We start from the raw sequence: 18,042 nt of genomic DNA on the forward strand, positions 1-18,042 counted from the left end.
GGGCTTTCCTGGGAGCAGAGGACATGTCAAATCAGTCGGTGCGTCTGGCAACAGGTAAAAGAGCGCTGGTTTTGGGGTGCGGTGCTTCGGGTGCAGCCTGCGCGCGGTTTCTTTATTCCCGCGGTTGGGATGTAACGGTGGCTGACAGCCGCACCAATCCGGCGGCTGCCGATGCGCTTGCCGCAGAACTGCCTCATATTGAATTTTCGTTCGGGGGCTTTAATCCCGATCTTGTGCGGGGTGCTTCGCTTCTGGTGATAAGTCCGGGGCTCTCGCCCTCACATTCTGCGGCAGCCGCAACCGTCAACCTCGCACACGAACTCGGCATTGAGGTTGTGGGCGAAATTGAACTCTTTGCCCGGGAGATGAAGCGTCTGAAGGCCTTCTGCGGCTACTCGCCCGTGGTGGTGGGAATCACCGGCACCAACGGCAAAACCACCACAACAACGATTACGGGTCTGATGGCCAAGGCTTCGGGTAAAACCGTGTGCGTGGCCGGTAACATCGGTCCCAATGCGCTCACCGAGCTCACCAAAGCGCTCGCAGCCGGAAAACTGCCTGAAGTCTGGGTGCTTGAGCTTTCAAGCTTTCAGCTTGAGACGACGTCATCGCTCGAACTTACCGCTGCCGCGTACTTAAACCTCACCGAAGACCATATCGACTGGCACGGGTCGCAGGAAAACTACGCGCAGGCCAAGGGCCGGATTTTCCTTCATGCTCGCTCGAGGATTTTGAACCGCGCCGATCCCGTGAGCATGCGCTGGGCTGAAAATACGGCAGGCGCCGCTGTGCGCACCTTTGCGCTCACCAAACCCGAAAAGCTGGGTGAGTGGGGCGTGACCGAGGACGCGGGTGTGGAGTGGATGAGTTTTATCGCACCGCAGACAACGCCCGCGGCAAGCAGCAAAAAAGCGCAGCTTTCGGCCTGGGACGCTCCGGAAATGAGTCTTCTGATGCCTTCGGCCGCGCTCAAAATCCGCGGCCGGCACAATGTGCAGAATGCTCTGGCGGCACTTGCGCTTGCCGACGCCGCAGGTTTTTCGCTTGCTGCGGCCCTGGAGGTGCTTGCAGGTTACACCGGAGAAGCCCACCGCGTGCAGCACGTTCTCACGGTTAACGGTATTGAATTTATCGATGACAGCAAAGGCACCAACGTCGGCGCTGTGGCCGCTGCGCTTGAGGGCCTGGCGGTCGGGGGACGAAAGTGTGCGCTCATCATGGGCGGCGACGGCAAGGGCCAGGACTTCGCGCCGCTCTCTTCATACGTGCAGCAGTTTGCGCGCTCGGTGGTTTTGATCGGGCGCGATGCCGTCCGGATTCAGGAGGCACTGAAAAACACGGGCGTGCCCCTTGAAAATGCGGGTACCGACTTTGAGGGTGCGGTGGACAAAGCCTACGCCTCGGCTCAGAGCGGAGACGCCGTGCTTTTAAGTCCCGCGTGCGCAAGCTGGGATATGTTTGCCAATTACGCCGAACGCTCGGCCCGCTTTATTGCGCGCGCCCAAGAGATTGCCGCGCGCACTGAGGAAGGAAACCGCTGACGATGGCCTGGTTTTTCCCCGGACGGGCTCCGGCCCGGCAGATTGAGGATGATTTAAGCGGCTCCACGGTGTTGCAGACAGGGGGCCGTGCCAAGCGTATCCGTGCCGAGGGTATCGACTGGAGCATCCTTTTTATCACGGGGTTTTTGCTTGCTTTCGGTTCCCTGATGGTGTATTCGGCCTCGATTTCGCTCGCCGACAGTCCGAAGTTTGACACGAGCTACACGCACTTTTTCGTGCGGCATCTGATTTCTATTGCGGTTGCCGCGGTCGCAGGCAGCATCGTCTACCGTATCCCCATGCGCTTTTGGGAGCGTGTTTCGGGGATTCTCGTCATCATCGCCGTATTGCTTCTGATCGCCGTTCTTATTCCGGGAGTCGGTCACAGCGTAAACGGCGCCCGGCGCTGGATCGGCTTCGGTTCTCTGACGATTCAGGTCACGGAAATTGCAAAGTTTGCGGCCTTGATCGGCGCAGCCGGCTTTACTGTGCACCGGCAGGAATTCATGCATTCCTTTACGAAGGGCTTTGCCCCGATGGCGCTGGTGATGGCAGTCGTCGCCTTTCTCATCAACATGCAGCCTGACCTAGGGGCCACCTTCGTCATTGTCTGCATCGCGCTCGGAGTGCTTTTCCTCGGGGGACTTAATCTCAGAATCTTCATGGTGGTTCTGGTTGCCGTGATTTTCGCTGCCGTCATGGCCGTTTATATGTCGCCCTGGCGCGTGGGCCGCGTGATGGCTTACCTTGATCCCTGGAGCAGCGACTATGCGCTCGACAAAGCCTATCAATTAAGCCACTCGCTTATTGCCTTCGGGCGCGGCGAATGGCTCGGCGTCGGGCTCGGGGCGTCGGTGGAAAAACTCAACTATCTGCCTGAAGCGCACACCGACTTTATTTTGGCGGTGGTGGGTGAAGAGCTCGGGTTCGTGGGAGTGATCTGTGTCTTTATTGCCTATTACTTCCTGGTGCGCCGCGCGTTTTCGATCGGACGGCAGGCCATCAAGCTTGACAGGGTGTTTTCCGGACTCGTTGCCGAAGGCGTGGGGCTTTGGATCGGCGTGCAGGTGGTGATTAACGGTGGCGTGGCCACGGGGCTATTCCCGACCAAGGGTCTGACGCTCCCGCTGATGAGCTACGGCGGCTCAAGCCTGCTCGCTACAATTGCGGCTGTCGCTGTTTTACTGAGAATTGACGCGGAAAACCGCATCCTGATGCGGGGCGGAAGGGTTTAGTCATGTCTGAAGAAAATAAAAAGCATCTGGTGGTAGCTGCCGCAGGAACGGGCGGTCACGTGTTTCCGGCGCTTGCGGTGGCGCGTGAGCTCAGAAACCGCGGCTGGAAGATTTCCTGGATCGGAACGCAGACCGGGATGGAGTCCAAACTCATTGCCAAAGACGCTATTGATTTCACGGGCCTGGACTTTAACGGCGTCAGAGGCAAGGGTTTTTTTGGCATGATCTCCGGCGGCATCAAGCTTTTAAAAGCCATGTCGCGCTGCAAAAGCCTCATGCGCGAACTCAAACCCGATGTGATGTTTACCACCGGCGGCTACGTGGCCGTGCCGGTTGCTTCCGGATGCCGCAAAAACGGCGTGCGTGTGGCGGTGATGAACTGCGATGCCGACCTTCTGATGTCCACTGAGATGATTCTCAAGGACGCCTGGGGCGTGGCCTGCGGTTTTGCCGGTTCGGCGCGCTCGCGGGCAGCCAGTAAGGGCCGCATCACCGGTAACCCGGTGCGCGCGGAAATCGAGGCGGTTGAGGCGCCTGAAACGCGCCTTGCAGGCCGCACGGGCCCTCTGAAGCTCCTTGTTTTCGGCGGCAGCCTCGGCGCACGTGTCTTAAATGAGACGGTGCCTAAGGCGCTTGCGCTTTTTGACCCGGAAAACCGTCCTCAGGTACTGCATCAGTGCGGTGCGGGCTCGGTGGAAGAAGCCAAAAAATGCTATGCCGATGCCGGGGTTGAAGCTGAGATTGTTCCCTTTATCGAGGATATGGCCAAGGCCTATACGGAAAGCGACCTTGTGATCTGCCGGGCGGGCGCGACGACCGTGGCGGAACTCTGTGCGGCGGGCGCTGCTTCCGTTCTGGTACCTTTCGTGGCAAAGACCACCAAACATCAGCTCGGTAACGCCCGCTATATGGCGATGAACAACGCCGGTCTGTGTGTTCCGCAGGAAAGCCTCACGCCTGAACACCTCTTCGGAATTCTCGCGAGCATGAAGCGCGAAAAGATTCTGCAGACTGCGGTAAACGCCCGTGCGCTTTGCCGCCTGAAGGCAGCCGCAGCCGTTGCCGACATGATTGAAGACATCGCGGCAATGAAGACCAAGCCCGTCTGACGGGGCACTCAAGGTCGGTAAAGCTGCTTTGGACTGCGGTTTCTGAAAAAAGGTTGATTTGAGTTATGAAGTTCGTTGTCAAGCATCTGCATTTTGTCGGTATCGGCGGCACCGGGATGTGCGGCATCGCCGAGGTGCTCCTGAACCTCGGTTACACCGTAAGCGGCTCGGATCTGGCTGAAAATGCCGCCACCCGCAGGCTCAAAAGCCTCGGCGCCGTGATTTACCGCGGGCATGACGCAAAAAACATTGAAGGCGCCGACGCCATCGTGATTTCCAGCGCCGTACATGCCGACAATCCGGAAGTTGTGGCCGCCAAGGCGGCCCATATTCCGGTGGTGCCGCGCGCGGTGATGCTCGCAGAACTCATGCGTCTGCGCCGCGGTATTGCGATTGCCGGGGCGCACGGCAAGACCACGACGACCTCGCTTACGACCGCGCTTTTGGCCGCCGGGGGGCTTGATCCCACCTATGTGATCGGCGGCAGACTCAACAGTTCCGGCACCAACGCCCGGCTCGGTGCCGGCGAATACATCGTCGCCGAAGCCGATGAGTCCGATGCCTCGTTTTTGAATCTCACGCCGGTGCTTGCGGCCGTCACCAACATCGATCAGGACCACATGGACACCTACGGGCACGACTTTGAGCGGCTCAAGCAGGCTTTTGTGGATTTTCTGACGCGGCTTCCCTTTTACGGGGTGGCGGTTCTGTGCAGTGATGATGAAAACGTGCGCTCGATCATCCCGCGCGTGCCGCGCCGCGTGGTGGAATACGGTTTAAACGACAAGGCCGAAGTCCGGGCCATTGACGTGAGAACCGACGGCACACGGATGCGCTTTACGATTTTAAGGCCCGAGTATCAGCCGCTGCCCGTGGTACTGAATCTGCCGGGGCTGCACAACGTGCGTAACGCCCTGGCGGCGGTGGCAATCGCCACGCTCGTGGGCGTCACGGACGAAGCGATTGTGAAGGGGCTGGCCGAATTTACGGGCGTAGGCCGGCGCTTTGCCCAGTACGGGGATCTTCCAGTCACAGACGCTGAGGGTAAGACCATCGGCAGCTTTAAGCTCGTTGATGATTACGGACACCACCCGCACGAGATGGCGGCAACGATTGCCGCGGTGCGCGGCGCATGGCCCGACAGGCGTCTTGTGGTTGTGTTTCAGCCGCACCGCTACACGCGCACCCGTGACTGCTTTGAAGACTTTGTGAAGGTTCTCTCGCAGGCTGACGTGGTGGTGCTCGCGGACGTTTACCCCGCAGGGGAAACGCCGATTGCGGGCGCAGACGGCCGGGCTCTGGCGCGTGCCGTACGTCTTGTCGGTAAGGGTGATCTTATTTTCTGCGACAGCGTTGATGAGGTGCCGCAGGCCGTGATGCAGGTGGTGCGTGACGGCGATGTCGTGGTGACGATGGGGGCGGGTTCCATCGGGCGCGTCGCGCCGATTCTTGCGCACCATGAGCTCTGAAGAAACGGAAAAAATAAGGAAAAGGAATAAATGCAGGCAGCAGTTGATGTGAAGGCCCTGGGACATGTGGCCGTTCTCATGGGGGGCTTCAGCTCCGAGCGCGAAGTTTCGCTTTCAAGCGGTGAGGGCGTTTTAAAGGCGCTCTTATCCAAGGGCGTCAATGCCGAAGGCTTTGACCCGGCGCGCCGCAGCATCACGGAGCTTGCCGCGGGCGGCTTTGACCGTGTGTTTATCGCCCTTCACGGGCGCTTTGGTGAAGACGGCACGGTGCAGGGGGTGCTCGAGTATCTCGGCATTCCCTATACGGGACCGGGCGTGAAGGCAAGTGCCGTTGCGATGGATAAGAGTGCAACGCGTCTTGTTTGGGATGACGCAGGACTGCCCCTGGCGCGCGGCATGACGGTCACATCAGCCGATCAGGCGCAGGCTGTGTTTGAACGGTTGGGCGGCAGCGTCGTCGTAAAGCCTGACTGCGAGGGCTCTTCGATCGGCGTGACGAAACTCAAGGACGCAACGGTTGACGCGATTCGTGATGCTCTTCAGAAGGCCCTGAAGCTTGATCGCGAGGTTCTCGTGGAAGAGCGCATCTTCGGGCGTGAGCTTACGGTCGGAATTCTCGGAGGCAAGGCCCTGCCCGTGATTGAAATCAAGGCGCCTGCGGGCGACTACGACTATCAGAACAAGTATTTCGGCAACGCCGTCAAATACGACTGCCCGGCAGAACTGCCTCAGGCCGTTACTGAGGCCGTGCAGGCGGCGTGCGAAAAAGCCTTTGCAGTTTTGGGCGCCCGCGGCTGGGGCCGCATTGACCTGATGATGAGGCCCGACGGCAGTTTTGTGCTGCTCGAACTCAATACGAGTCCCGGCATGACGCCGCATTCGCTTGTGCCGATGGCAGCGCGTGCCGTGGGACTTTCCTATGAGGATCTTGTGGTGAAGGTTCTTGCCTCGGCTGCGCTGGATCATGTGCGCCCCAAGGTGCAGTAACGGACGTGACGGACAATGCAGAAGAAGAGGGTTTGGCGCTGTGTTTTTGTTGCCGCGGCTCTTTTGGCCGCCGCGGGCGGCGCTTACCGTTTTCTCACGTCTGAGGCCAACACCGTCCGTGAGCTTTACATTGTCGGGGATGTGAAGGGACCTTCGGTGAATGAAATGCAGCAGGTCGTGCAGCGCACGGTGCAGGGCACGCTTTTCACCGTAAACCTTAAGGCCGTGAAAGAGGCGGTGCAGGAATTAAGCTGGGTTCAGAGTGCTTCCGTTGAGCGCGTCTGGCCTGACGGCCTGAAAGTGACCGTGATCAAACACAATCCGGTTGCGATTTGGGAAGACGGCCGGCTTGTGTCTTCCGAGGGTATTCTCTTCACCGGAAACGATGAGTCCATCGAAAAGCTTGCCGACATGCCCATGTTTTCCGGCGATGCAGCCTATTCTGTGCAGGCCGTGCAGTATCTGCCGGCTTTTATGAAGGCCGCCAAAGCGCTCGGCGGGCGTCTGAAGGGGGTGCATGCGTCATACCGCGGCAGCTGGAGCGTGACGGTGGAACTCAAAACAACGCCGGTGGTGACCATAGAACTCGGACGGGCACTGACGGAAAACAGTCCCGTGGAGCGGCTTGAGCGTGTGGTAAAACACTATCCGGATCTGTGCCGCATCATGCAGGGTTATCCTTTGAAAATTGATGCCCGTTACCGCGATGCGTTTGCTGCACAGCTTCCGAACGCCGAGTCGGCCAGACTTTGGCGTCTGGAGCACCCCGCGGTACAGAAAAAAGGTGAAGGTTGATGGATTCAGCAGTAAAGTCCTCGCAGATTGCAGCGCTTGATATCGGTACCGCCAAAATTTCCGTGGTGGTGGCCGACGTTGACGACACGGGCGAGATCCGTGTGGTCGGCATCGGCAAGGTGGAAGCCTTGGGGATTTATGACGGCAGCATTCAGGACGTGGAGCTCGCCGTTGACTCAATCCGCAAGGCTGTTGCCGAAGCCGAAGCAATGAGCGGGCGCAAGATTACGACCGTGTCGGCGGCATTGACCGGAAAGTATCTGCATTCCGTGAACCGCAAAGGGCGTCTTGTGCTGCGTGAAAATGAAGTGACGGCGCAGGATGTGCAGCGCGTCACGCGCCTGGCGATGGCTTTTGACCCGAAAAACGACAGCAGGGGCCGGGGTGACGATGACCGCGTGGTCTCGCACCTGGTGAAGGGATATACGCTTGATAACGACACGGCAACGCTTATTGCCGATCCGGTCGGCATGTCCGGTAACGTCATTCACGCGCATGTGCATCTCGCGGTCGGTTCGGAATCGATCGTGGCAAATCTCATCCGTTGCATCCGCCGCGCGGGGCTTGACGTGGAGGCGCTTATTCTTCAGCCCTGGGCGAGTGCAGCGAGCTGCCTGACGCCCACGGATAAAGAGCTCGGCGTCATCATGATGGATTTCGGCGCGGGCTCGGTGGACCTGGCTTGCTACGAGCGCAGCCGGATAGAAAAAACAGAAGTGATACCCGTGGGTGGCAATCTTTTTACCCGCGATATTGCCGGGGTTCTGGGCTGCTCCCTGGATGATGCCGATGACCTTAAGCCCGCGTATGCGCATATCGGTATGAGGCCCGGTGATGACTATGAAACAATCCGTTATGTCTGTGAAGCCACGCGGGAAGAAAAGGTTGTCCCCTGCCGTAAGCTCGTGGAAGTCGTGACCTGCCGCGCCGAAGAAATTCTCAAAGTGATCCGCGACCGGTTTCTTGCACCGGAAAACTGGCTGCAGAGAGCGGCCGGGGGCATTGTGATCACAGGAGGCTGTACGCGGATGCCGGGTTTTGCCGAGCTTGTCGCGAAGGTGATGCAGCTGCCGGTCCGCTTAGCCTCTCCGGGACACAAGGAAGGTAACGGCAGCGAAGATCTCATCGGGGTTGAGGATTCAACCGCGATCGGCGTGATTATTGAGACCGTGCGGCGCCGCCGCTTAAGCGGCAAGGCCCGTGCGGCGGACGGACATCTCGGCGGCTTTATGGCCGGTTTCAAGCGGATGATCTTCGGCGACTTTTCCGGCTAGCGGAAAAAAATAAACCCGAGTCGGCAACCGACTCGGGTCAGGAATTATGGGGTGAGATGCACCCCGCACACTCAATGTGTGCGCACCTATTTCGATGATTCCTCCTGTCTGAGGTCTTTTCGAGGTGCTTTTGTGATGAGCGCTATGCGCTTTTTGGTTCGGTCGTTGTCTGCTGACCGGCGGCTTCCGTCAGGTAGCCGAGTCCGTCCACATACTTGCGGATGTCTTCCCGTTTCCAGTTGAGCTTAGCGGAAAATCCTTCAACCGGTTTCGGGAAGCGGGTCTTGTCCGAGTACCGGCGGCGCTTGAACGTCGTGACGGAAATTCCCATGAAGGCGGTTGCGGCCGCTTGGTCCATCAGAAGTGTTGTGTTATCCATGGCGGTGGCTCCAGTCAATGTTGTCGTTTTGCTGTTGAACTGCTCGTTTCAGTTGTTCGTCCGTGTAGGCGTATCGCCCGTCCTTTCCCCTTGTCAGATGCCGCATCGCATAGAACTCCATGACAATTCGTGACGGCGCTGAGGCTATGTACGAATTCATGGGCCGCACGGGCGCTATGCGGTTTGATCGTATTGCCGGCATCGCCTCCGTTGCTCGCAAGCCGACGGCTCAGCAGTTGGCCATACTCGGGCGTAGCTCGAAGGGCGGGTATTTGGCCCTGTCACTCAATACGCCGGAAGGGCGCATTGTTGATGACACAGAGTTTGATTCCGCTTCGCCGCGGCTGATTGAAGACTTCTTTGCGCAGGCGCAGGAAAAGGCTGATCGTGGCGTGGCAGGTGCGTGGGCGCCCCGTGGCAAGGCGAAGGCCGGTAGCCGCACGTCTGAAGTGACGGAAACGCTTTCCACGGATCCGCAGATCGGTGCATCTTTCCGCACGTTGACAGACGCGGGCGCGGTGAACGTCGTGGACACTGTAGACGATTTGCCCACCGAGATTCGCAGTCAAATCGATGACACGGAACAAAGTCGGTCTCCGATGAAGTCGCCTCGCGCCGATATTAAGCGCGGCCTCAATGCGATGGCTCGACTCATTGCGGATCACAAGACGCCGTACCGTGCAATGTTCCGACAGGGGCTTGGGTGGGTTGATTTTGAGTACGGCTCTGAAGGTTCGGAACGTATTAAGGGCAACGGCTCTCGCAAGGGCGCACAGGGCATTATCCACATAATGGAGGCACGTTACCGTAAAGACGGCTACAACGAAAAACAGATCGGTGACTTGCTGGATGATGCGGTCTACGCCATTGCCGAAGGCCACGAAACCTCCCGTCTCAATAAGAGTGGGGGTCACTTAAACGTTACGATTGAGAACTTCCGGAACGGAAAGACAACGCGCGTTGCGCTCACGAAGACGCCAAGTAGCGACGCTTGGGTGGTGACAGGATTCCATGTTGATGGGCTTGTTGCGACAGGTGCCACTAGAAAGGGTGATGGCAATGCTAGCGCTACGCATCAACGGCCTACACTCAGTCGTCCGCAGAAGGGAGCTGTCGCAACAGACTCGGTTCTTATTTTAGGGAATCGTGTGCTTACGATCAAGCATTCCGACAACGGCGACATCCAGGGGGTGTGTATGACCCGGCTTCCGGAAAGTCCTATCTCATCGCCTCGAACCTCTCGAAGGACACGGCAAAAGGTGTGTTCCTCCATGAGGTCGGCGTGCATATGGCGGCCGACGGTTCCGGCCGCGCAGCTATGGAGCCGCTGATTGCCCGGGCCGCTCAGATCGTGATTAACGGAGCGTCCAACGGTGACGCCACTGCCAAGGCTGTTTTACAGCGTATGGAAGACGCGGGGCTTATTGAAACAGTCGGCGGCCGCAAGAACATCAAGAAAGCCCAGGAAGAAGAGGCCCGGTAGATGTCATTGTCGACGTCTACAGCCGCATGGTTGTGAGCGCCAGGGTATTCGAGGCTGATAATGCCGACTTCGCCGCGCGCTTTCTCGGGGATGCCTTCAGGCGATACGGAATCAAGCCCGGACAGCTTGTCGTGCACTCAGACAATGGTGCGAGCATGAAGGCCGCTCCCACTTTGGCTTTGCTTGAGAAAAACGGAATTACCTTCTCGCACAGTTGTCCGCGAATCAGCAACGACAATCCGTATTCGGAGTCCTTCTTCCGTGCGCTCAAGTACAGCGGCGATTAACTGTACCACCGTGACGGCTTCGACAATGCTGAGGAAGCTGAGCAATGGGTGCAGGGCTTTGTAGACCACTACAACGAGCACCACAGACGCCGCGGCATCCGCATGGTAACGCCGGGGCAGCGCTATCGCGGCGAGGACGCGGAGGTGCTGCGCCGACGCAGGGAGACGATGCTGGAGGCTCGCAGACGCCATCTGGAGCGCTGGATCACCGGGAGAGTGCTGAACTGTACGCCGATCAAAGAGGTGTGGCTTAACCCCGAAAATGGGCAGTTGGAGGAAAAGCATGCCAAGGCAGCTTGAACAAACGCCCCGCTGTTGCTGCAACAGGGCGTTCAACGGTTTCCCGCGGGCCTCAGGCTCGGACTCCTCCTGCTGAGATTTCTTAACCGCGTGAACGGTGTTCTCAAACTCGTGAACACCCCCGTTTCTTACTTTCGTGAACGGTGCAGCACAGCTGCATCAAAGGTTTTTCTACGGGCTAAAAAACTCTAGGTGAATCCGCCGGAGGCGGAGGGGGCAGAGCCCCTCAGAACTCACACATATAAAAATTTGTAAATTAGAGGAAAGAAGACTTGACATCTACCGGGTCTCTCGGGAATTGTCGCGGCGCTCGCAGCCCGGGAGCGCGGTGCGCAGGTTCTTCTGATTGATAAAGCCCGCAAAGATATGCGCGGCGGTAATTCTCGCGTCTGCCGTGGGTCTTTTCTGATGCCAAAGGACAAAAGCCCCGAAGCGCGGACTGCCTTTATTGAAGATGTCGTCAAAAAGTCAATGGGCGGCGGACGTACGGATCTCTACGAAGTGCTCGCCGATCAGATTCTCGATGCCGTGGCCTAGGCTGAAAAGCACGGCGCCCGGTTTGAGCCCTGGCTGCAGCAGTCTCCCTGGCGGCTCGGAGTGCGGATTGCCTCGCCGGGCCAGTACCGCTGGATGCCCAAACTGCTCGAGACACTGCACACGGCTTATGAAAAGGCGGGGGAAAAAGCACTGTATCAGACAAAAGCAGTGCGGCTGCTTGTCAACAGTAAGGGCGCAGTCTGCGGCTGCCGTGTAAAGACCCGAAAGGGTCTGGTCGATATTGAGGCGAAGGGCGTGGTGCTTGCCACCGGCGGCTACTCCGCCAACCGTGCGTTACTGGAAGCGGCACATCCGGGCGGCGCTTTGTGGATGAATCGATCGGTTACGCTGCCTTCGGCAAAGCGACCCTGAAGCAGCCTCAGCAGCAGGTGGCGCTCATTTTTGACGAAAAGACGCGTCAGGCGGAAAAGCGTATCGGTATGTCGATGACGCTCTTTGAAAAGGCGGGCGGCGGTCTTATTACCGCGGACGGAATCGACGATCTGGCTGTTAAGCTCGGCGTCCCGGCGGGGGTTTAAAGGAGACGGTGCAATCCTTTAACGCCAAGGTGAGGGCAGACGGTACGGCGCCTGAAGCCGTGCCTCCGAAATCCCATCTGGCGGCCAAACTCGACATGAAGGGCAGGCTCTACGCTTTTTATCCGCTGACTCCTTCCATCACCATGGTTTACGGGGGACTTACCATCGACACGAAGGCCCGCGTCACCGCGCAGGACGGTGATGTGATGCGCGGACTGTATGCGGCGGGTGAAACCGTGAACCTCTACTATATGGACTATCACGGCGGCGGCATTTTGTCGCAGTGCCTGGCTTTCGGTCGCGTGGCCGGAGAGGGTGCGGCAAAGCTTGCCGGGCACGGAGGGCGAGTGTTTTAAATATCGGTGATGTAACACGTAGCAGCGGGCGTAAAGCACGTCACTCTGACATCTGTTTATCGAAGACGGCGCGGGTAAAACCGCGCCGTTTCCGTTCTTAGAAAACTTTATTTCATTTTTGACGAAAAACCGATCACATTTCCGGGTGACAATCCGGCCGAAAAACTCAAAACGTTGTAAAAGAACAACAAAAAATAAATTCTTTTAGCAAAAAACGCCGAAAAGTATAAGGGAATACCCCCCCCCCTGTAGACAAATGCAGAAATTCTTATTCTGCGAATGTACCGCCTCGATAGGCGGGGGTGCATGCGTCCGAAAGATGCGTGCAGAAAAACGAAAATTTTCGGAGTTTTGTAAATGAACAAATCTTTTAAGGTCGTCTTCTCCAAGGCGCGTTCCGCGCTGATGGTCGTCAATGAAGCGACTTCTTCCGTTCAGGCCAAGGGCACAAAGACGGTGATCGCAGCAGCCGCTGCCGCGATGCTCGCCGGCGGTGCTGTGGCCGCCGAACCGACAGGCACCGATGCAATTATCGGCAAAGATGCCTCGCTGACAGTGGGTTGGGTCGTCGACAGCACTAATGCACAAAATAGTGCCATTAAGACGACGCACACCGGCCTCGTTGATGAACACAAGTCCGGCTATACGGCTGATGCGGCTCTCACGGGTAAGAATGTGAAGCTCATGGGCGGCAAGCTCGTTGTGACGGCCACTGGAAACAGTGGCGCATCGACTGGTTACTCTCAGACTGTGACCGCCATCGGCAGCGGTACGATCGAACTGACGGCCAACAACGGCGCAGACACGAAGAAGCAGGACGCAACGGTCACCTACAACAGTGCTGATGCCGTCGGCGTTGTGACTGATCAGACTAAGAAGACCTACGGTGATGTCACGGTCAGCTTCAAGAAGAATACCGGCACCGCAGCAGAGACTGGTGAAAAAGCTGTTTCTCAGTTGGTTCAGGATGCAAGCCAGACGGGTCATTTTGTCCTCGGCCATAAGGCTGACTCCACCGTGCGCGGTGACGGTTCGGCTGTCGTGACGCTGGACGTTGAAGCCGGTGCCAATGCGCAGGTTGCTGCTGCATCGAACAAGAACATCGACCTCGAAAATGTTGTCTTCACCAATAACGGTGAACTGACTCTCTCCGGTACCGCAGTTAACTTCAAGTCCGATTACGCCGCTCAGAAGGGTACGCTGAAGGTTACCGGTGCTGCCACCTTCACGGATGCAAGTCTGAACGGTACGAATGTTTTGGTCGGTACAAAGCCGGCCGACGATAAGCTCACCTACACAGAAACCTTCGCTGATGCCCTGACGGTTACCGGTGTGGGCGAAACCCTGACGGCAGACGTTTTGACGGTTAACGGCATGGCAGCGAAGGTATCCGGCCAGGCTGTTGCCACCGTCGGTACGGTTAATCTGCTTGGAAATCAAGCTCTGACGTTCGGCGCGCTGACAGATGCGACAGCTGTTTCACACACGATTACCGCTCTTAACCTCACGGGCGCTTCCGGCGGCTTGGTCGTCAACGCTCACAACACAGTGACCGGTGATACGGTCGTTGCCGCTAAGACCGGCAACAAAATCACCAACAACGGCTCTGTGAACTACAAGACAGTGACTGTTACGGCCGGTGATACGGTTGACAGCGTTGGCCTGTCGGTCGAAGGCAGCGGTAGTCACACCTTCGGTGCCGTGACGGTGGCGGGCTCTGCCAAGGCTGGCGCCACAATGACGGTTGCGGGCGGTCAGGCTGCCATTGACACGCTCACGATTTCTGGTATTTCCCTGGGTAAGGAAGGTTCGTTTGAGATCAATGACACCGCCTACACTGCTCACACTCCCGTGAAGTACACGGTTGACGCGAAGACGGTTGATGTTCAGAGCTTCGGTCAGCTCAATCTTACCAAGGGTTCACTGAAGGCCGGCACGATGACCGTAGCCAAGGATGGTAAGGTTGAAACTGCCGCCGCTCAGGTTGCTCAGATCGGCTCTCTCACCAATGCAGGCACTGTCACGCTGAACGGTTCTACCACGGTCGGAGACCTGACAAATACCAATGCGCTGAACGCAAGCGGCGCTCTGACGATTGAGGGTACGGCTTCCAACTCCGGCGCCATTATTGGTACCAATATCAGTGTGAATGGCGATCTCACCAACACTGGCCGGATCAACATCGATACTGATGGTGCTCCGACCAGTGGCGATACAGCGCTCACCGTTGCCAAGGGCGGCAAGCTCACTACCAAGATCACCAAGTCTTATGGCGTCGGAACTACGACCATTCAGGGTACGTTCAATCTGACGGAACTCAACTCCCACGTTGATCCGACGACCGCTGATACGGCTCCGGCTGATCAGCTGCTGCTCACCGGCAATATGACGCTTGACGGCGGCCTCGTGACCTTGAGAGATCAGGAATTCACGGGCAATGTCCAGCTGGGTTTTAAACCGGGAGCGACGATTCTTCCTGCTACCCTGACGGTTAAGGGGGATCGTAATTATGCTTCTCAGCAGATTACCTTCTATCCGGATGGGACTGGTGCGAGCGGTTCTGAGCTGACCCTTGATACGACTTATACCGGAACCTACACGGTTGGTAAGCTTGATGCTAAGGGTGCTAAGAGTGTTGCCGTTGACGGCGGCACGCTTGCCGTGACCGATAAGCTCACCACCGGTGCCACTCCTGCTGTCACGGTCGGTGCCGGCGGCACGCTCACTGTGACAAATACCGCCATCGGCCTTTCTGTGAAGGACGGTGCCGCTGTATGGGATAAGGAAGGTGAGACGGGCCATGAAGCCGTGTGGTTTAACGGTCTTGGTACAAATGCCGGTAAGGTGGTTGTTACCGGTCTGACGGGTGAGATTACACAGACTGCCCTGACGGACGCTTCCTCCGGCCTGGCCGCCAAGCTTGGTACTTCAGTCGGCAGAAGCAACTCCGCCGGTGCTCTTCTTGACCTGGGTGCTCTGAAGATCAAGAATCTTTTCGGAACCGATGGAACCATCACAGCTGCCACGGCTGCCAGTTTGGCTGGCGTTGTGACGGATGATACGAAGGGTGGCGTGGTTTCCGGTGTCACCAATGAGTCGCTGATCGGCGAATACAAGGCCTTGAAGCTCAGTGACAATACGGATACGTACGACGTTAAGGGCAAGCTGGTGCTCAACAACACCGGAAAGGTCATCACCTACGATACGACCGGTGCTTCCGCAACCAAGGATAATTTGGCAAAGGTTACGCTCGCTGCTGCCGGCGACCTCACCGTTACGGGTGACGGTGCTGTTCTCGGTGAAGTGGCCTCGGGTGCCGCAAACAGCAAGCTCACGGTTGCTTCTGCCAACGCCACGATTGAAGGTAACGTGAATACGTCCGGCTCTGTGACATCCCAGGCTGGTTCCAATGTGACGATTAACGGTGACGTCAACACTGATACGTTCCAGGTTGACGGCACTGTCACGATGGGTACCGCAACGGTCAACGGTCAGCAGCTTCCTGCTCAGGCCTCGATCGGCAAGCTCAACGTTGGGGATACCGGCGTGTTCAATAACGCAGATCTCACGACTTTGAGCCAGGCTGGTTCCGTCGTTTATGGTACCGCTAACCTTGGAAAGCTCATTGCTACCCAGGGTCTGACAGTGAATGGTCAGGCGGTTGTGGGTGAACTGAAGGAAGGCTCTGTCACAGTTGTTGCAGAACCCGCTGACCATACCCAGACGGAGCTCTTCAACAAGGCTAACGGCTACATGATCAACGTGGCCGACGCCGCACTGGCTTCTGTCGGTACGGTTGCAAGCGATGCTAATGTGACTGTGGATGCTGGCGCTATCGTTGCTTTCGGTCAGACCTCTACTGTGGCTGATGCCCAGAAGGCTTTTGCTGAAACCGGATATGGCCTGGGTTCGAAGCCTTTGGATACCGATGGTGTGACGGTTATTAACAAGGATAAGAAACTTGTTACGTCCGTGATCTATGTCGGTAACCAGGTTGCCGCGACCACGAAGGCTGCCGCTGCTCCGACGTATGTGTCTGTGAACGGTATCGGCGCTACTGCTGGCGAAGTGAACGTCGGTGCCAACCAGATGCTCATCATTGATGCTGATAAGGTTGATGTGACGGGTACGACGGCTGTGTTCGGTGGTCCTGTTACGTTTGATTCGAATGCTGTGGCTTCGATTGCCAACTTCTCTGTCCACGACAAGATCAAGATCGGTGCTTTCAAACAGGGCGCTGATTCGGCCGCTAACTTCGGTGATGCGCTGCATGACATGACTTGGGCGGGTGATCTCCTGACGGAAGTTGAGTTCACGACGACGGGTACAACGACGACAGATACAACGACGACCGAAGGCACGGTTGAACTCCGTATGATCAATGAGAAGGACGACGGCTACGCTGATATCGCCGCTACTGCAGGCTTCGGTGTTGCCTACGCCATGTTCGATCAGAACATGGACAACGGCACCTCGTCTTCCGCGAAGTTCAACAAGTGGTTGTACTCCACCACGAGCTGGACTGATGCCAACGGCAATATGTCTCTCACGCAGATGCAGACGGCCGCTAAGGACGTCGCAAGCCTCGGCGCCATCACAGGCGTTCAGACGATGACGATGGACGCCGTGAACCAGATGGGTGAAACGGTTGCTGACCGTGTGTCGCTCCTCACCCAGCGTGCTGCCGGTGTGAACGTCTGGGCTGCCGCCAACGGCGGTATGTTCGAAGCCAAGTCGCTCTTTGACGGCGCGGGCTACGAAAGCGACATCTACTCCGGTGTCCTCGGCGTTGACTACCAGTTCGCCTGCAACGCTGTTTTGGGCGCCGCTCTGACGATCGGGACGGCCGACACGGACAACAAGAACTCCACGGTTAAGGCGAGCACCGACTCTGACCTCGTGGGCTTCTCCGTCTACGCCAGCAAGACCTTTGCTGACGTTCTCGGTGTGTCCGCTGACATCGGTTACCTCACGGCTTCCAACGACGTGACCGCCAACGGTTACGGCCAGGCTTGGAAGTTCAGCCAGGATACCGATGCCTTCACGATCGGCCTGCGCACCGAAGTCCTCGCGGAAGTCGGCGCTGTGAAGCTCGTGCCCCATATCGGCATCCGCTACACGGCTCTGTCGACCGACGGCTTTGAAGCCGGTTACAAGACCGAAATCGACGATCAGAACGTCTTCCAGATGCCGGTTGGTGTCACCGTCTCCGGTGACTTCCAGACGGGCGACTGGACGGTTGCTCCGAAGTTCGATCTCTCGGTTGTCCCGACCTTCGGCGACAAGGATGCTGATCTCAAACTCGGCATCACCGGTGTGAAGGCCACTGACGACCTCGCGGTCCGTGTGATTGACTCCAACCCGGTTCAGGCTACGTTGGGCGTCAATGCCACCAACGGCGCCTGGGGCTTTGGTCTCAACTACAAGCTCGGCGTGGGCAGCGACGACCGTATGAACAACACGTTCAACGTCAACGTCCGCTACGCGTTCTAATCGAACGGGTATGAAAAAAACTCAGTCCGGGTAACCGGACTGAGGCCCGAGCCGCCTAAAGCGGATAACGCCACGGCGGCAAGGGCAAGCGCTTTACCGCTTTCTCTGAGGGGTTCACACGAACGCTTCAGAGGGAGCTCCCGGTTTTGCTTGAGCCGGTTACCTGTCGTTTCTCCTTTAAAAGACGGGAGAAAACGGCATCAAAACTCCATGTCAGGCAACTTTCAAGCCCCGTTCCCTCAATGAGGAAGCGGGGTC

General features: G+C 57.7%; 15 protein-coding genes and 1 pseudogene. 15 read left to right on the forward strand and 1 reads right to left on the reverse strand.

The genetic code is table 11. The features are described from left to right. Positions 1 to 23 precede the first annotated feature (23 nt). The 7 genes from murD (at position 24) to ftsA (ending at position 8,410) form a co-directional block, all read left to right on the forward strand. A complete protein-coding gene (murD, locus tag BQ7486_RS09165) occupies positions 24 to 1,541 on the forward strand; it encodes a UDP-N-acetylmuramoyl-L-alanine--D-glutamate ligase (protein WP_084765870.1) in 1,518 nt (505 codons plus the stop codon). 2 nt (positions 1,542 to 1,543) lie between these two features. Next, entirely contained in the window at positions 1,544 to 2,776 is a 1,233-nt protein-coding gene (gene ftsW / locus BQ7486_RS09170) for a putative lipid II flippase FtsW (protein ID WP_084765872.1), read from the forward strand. A 2-nt stretch (positions 2,777 to 2,778) separates the two neighbouring features. Further along, positions 2,779 to 3,885: an undecaprenyldiphospho-muramoylpentapeptide beta-N-acetylglucosaminyltransferase gene (gene murG / locus BQ7486_RS09175; protein WP_022373851.1), complete on the forward strand. Its 1,107-nt coding sequence runs from the start codon at positions 2,779 to 2,781 to the stop codon at positions 3,883 to 3,885. A gap of 65 nt (positions 3,886 to 3,950) precedes the next feature. After that, positions 3,951 to 5,354, forward strand: coding sequence for a UDP-N-acetylmuramate--L-alanine ligase (murC, locus tag BQ7486_RS09180; RefSeq protein WP_074009792.1), 1,404 nt, complete (start codon positions 3,951 to 3,953; stop codon positions 5,352 to 5,354). A 30-nt stretch (positions 5,355 to 5,384) separates the two neighbouring features. Beyond that, positions 5,385 to 6,341, forward strand: a complete 957-nt coding sequence (locus BQ7486_RS09185) for a D-alanine--D-alanine ligase (RefSeq protein WP_074009793.1) — start codon at positions 5,385 to 5,387, stop codon at positions 6,339 to 6,341. A 15-nt stretch (positions 6,342 to 6,356) separates the two neighbouring features. Then, positions 6,357 to 7,136, forward strand: a complete 780-nt coding sequence (locus BQ7486_RS09190) for a cell division protein FtsQ/DivIB (protein WP_084765874.1) — start codon at positions 6,357 to 6,359, stop codon at positions 7,134 to 7,136. After that, complete coding sequence (ftsA, locus tag BQ7486_RS09195) at positions 7,136 to 8,410, forward strand: cell division protein FtsA (protein ID WP_074009795.1); 1,275 nt, start codon at positions 7,136 to 7,138, stop codon at positions 8,408 to 8,410. The genes BQ7486_RS09190 and ftsA overlap by 1 nt, the downstream gene beginning before the upstream one ends. A gap of 142 nt (positions 8,411 to 8,552) precedes the next feature. Here the strand turns inward: ftsA and BQ7486_RS09200 are convergent, their stop codons facing one another. Further along, on the reverse strand, positions 8,553 to 8,789 hold the full coding sequence (locus BQ7486_RS09200) for a hypothetical protein (RefSeq protein WP_143183127.1): 237 nt from the start codon (positions 8,787 to 8,789) through the stop codon (positions 8,553 to 8,555). Between the two features lie 119 nt (positions 8,790 to 8,908). Between BQ7486_RS09200 and BQ7486_RS09205 the strand changes: the two genes are divergently transcribed. From BQ7486_RS09205 to BQ7486_RS09240, 8 genes and pseudogenes are all read left to right on the forward strand, one after another. Then, the gene (locus BQ7486_RS09205) at positions 8,909 to 10,120 is read left to right on the forward strand and encodes a putative barnase/colicin E5 family endoribonuclease (protein ID WP_074009797.1); all 1,212 of its coding nucleotides are present in this window, start codon (positions 8,909 to 8,911) and stop codon (positions 10,118 to 10,120) included. After that, a complete protein-coding gene (locus tag BQ7486_RS11970) occupies positions 10,108 to 10,272 on the forward strand; it encodes a hypothetical protein (protein ID WP_154666322.1) in 165 nt (54 codons plus the stop codon). Before BQ7486_RS09205 ends, BQ7486_RS11970 begins: the two co-directional genes overlap by 13 nt. A gap of 32 nt (positions 10,273 to 10,304) precedes the next feature. Beyond that, entirely contained in the window at positions 10,305 to 10,559 is a 255-nt protein-coding gene (locus tag BQ7486_RS09215) for a DDE-type integrase/transposase/recombinase (RefSeq protein WP_162272260.1), read from the forward strand. A gap of 48 nt (positions 10,560 to 10,607) precedes the next feature. Next, positions 10,608 to 10,859, forward strand: coding sequence for a hypothetical protein (locus BQ7486_RS09220; RefSeq protein ID WP_074009800.1), 252 nt, complete (start codon positions 10,608 to 10,610; stop codon positions 10,857 to 10,859). 297 nt (positions 10,860 to 11,156) lie between these two features. Beyond that, a pseudogene (locus BQ7486_RS12280) lies at positions 11,157 to 11,768 on the forward strand (FAD-binding protein). Beyond that, positions 11,723 to 11,935, forward strand: a complete 213-nt coding sequence (locus BQ7486_RS11775) for a hypothetical protein (RefSeq protein WP_143183130.1) — start codon at positions 11,723 to 11,725, stop codon at positions 11,933 to 11,935. Before BQ7486_RS12280 ends, BQ7486_RS11775 begins: the two are co-directional and overlap by 46 nt. Positions 11,936 to 11,943: 8 nt before the next feature. After that, positions 11,944 to 12,291 carry an FAD-binding protein gene (locus BQ7486_RS09235; RefSeq protein ID WP_074009802.1) on the forward strand — a complete coding sequence of 116 codons (348 nt, stop codon included), beginning with the start codon at positions 11,944 to 11,946 and terminating at the stop codon, positions 12,289 to 12,291. Between the two features lie 357 nt (positions 12,292 to 12,648). Continuing rightward, a complete protein-coding gene (locus BQ7486_RS09240) occupies positions 12,649 to 17,784 on the forward strand; it encodes an autotransporter domain-containing protein (RefSeq protein WP_074009803.1) in 5,136 nt (1,711 codons plus the stop codon). The last annotated feature ends 258 nt before the right edge of the window (positions 17,785 to 18,042 follow it).

Source organism: Duodenibacillus massiliensis (genome assembly GCF_900128485.1).
GTDB classification, from domain to species: Bacteria; Pseudomonadota; Gammaproteobacteria; order Burkholderiales; family Burkholderiaceae_F; genus Duodenibacillus; species Duodenibacillus massiliensis.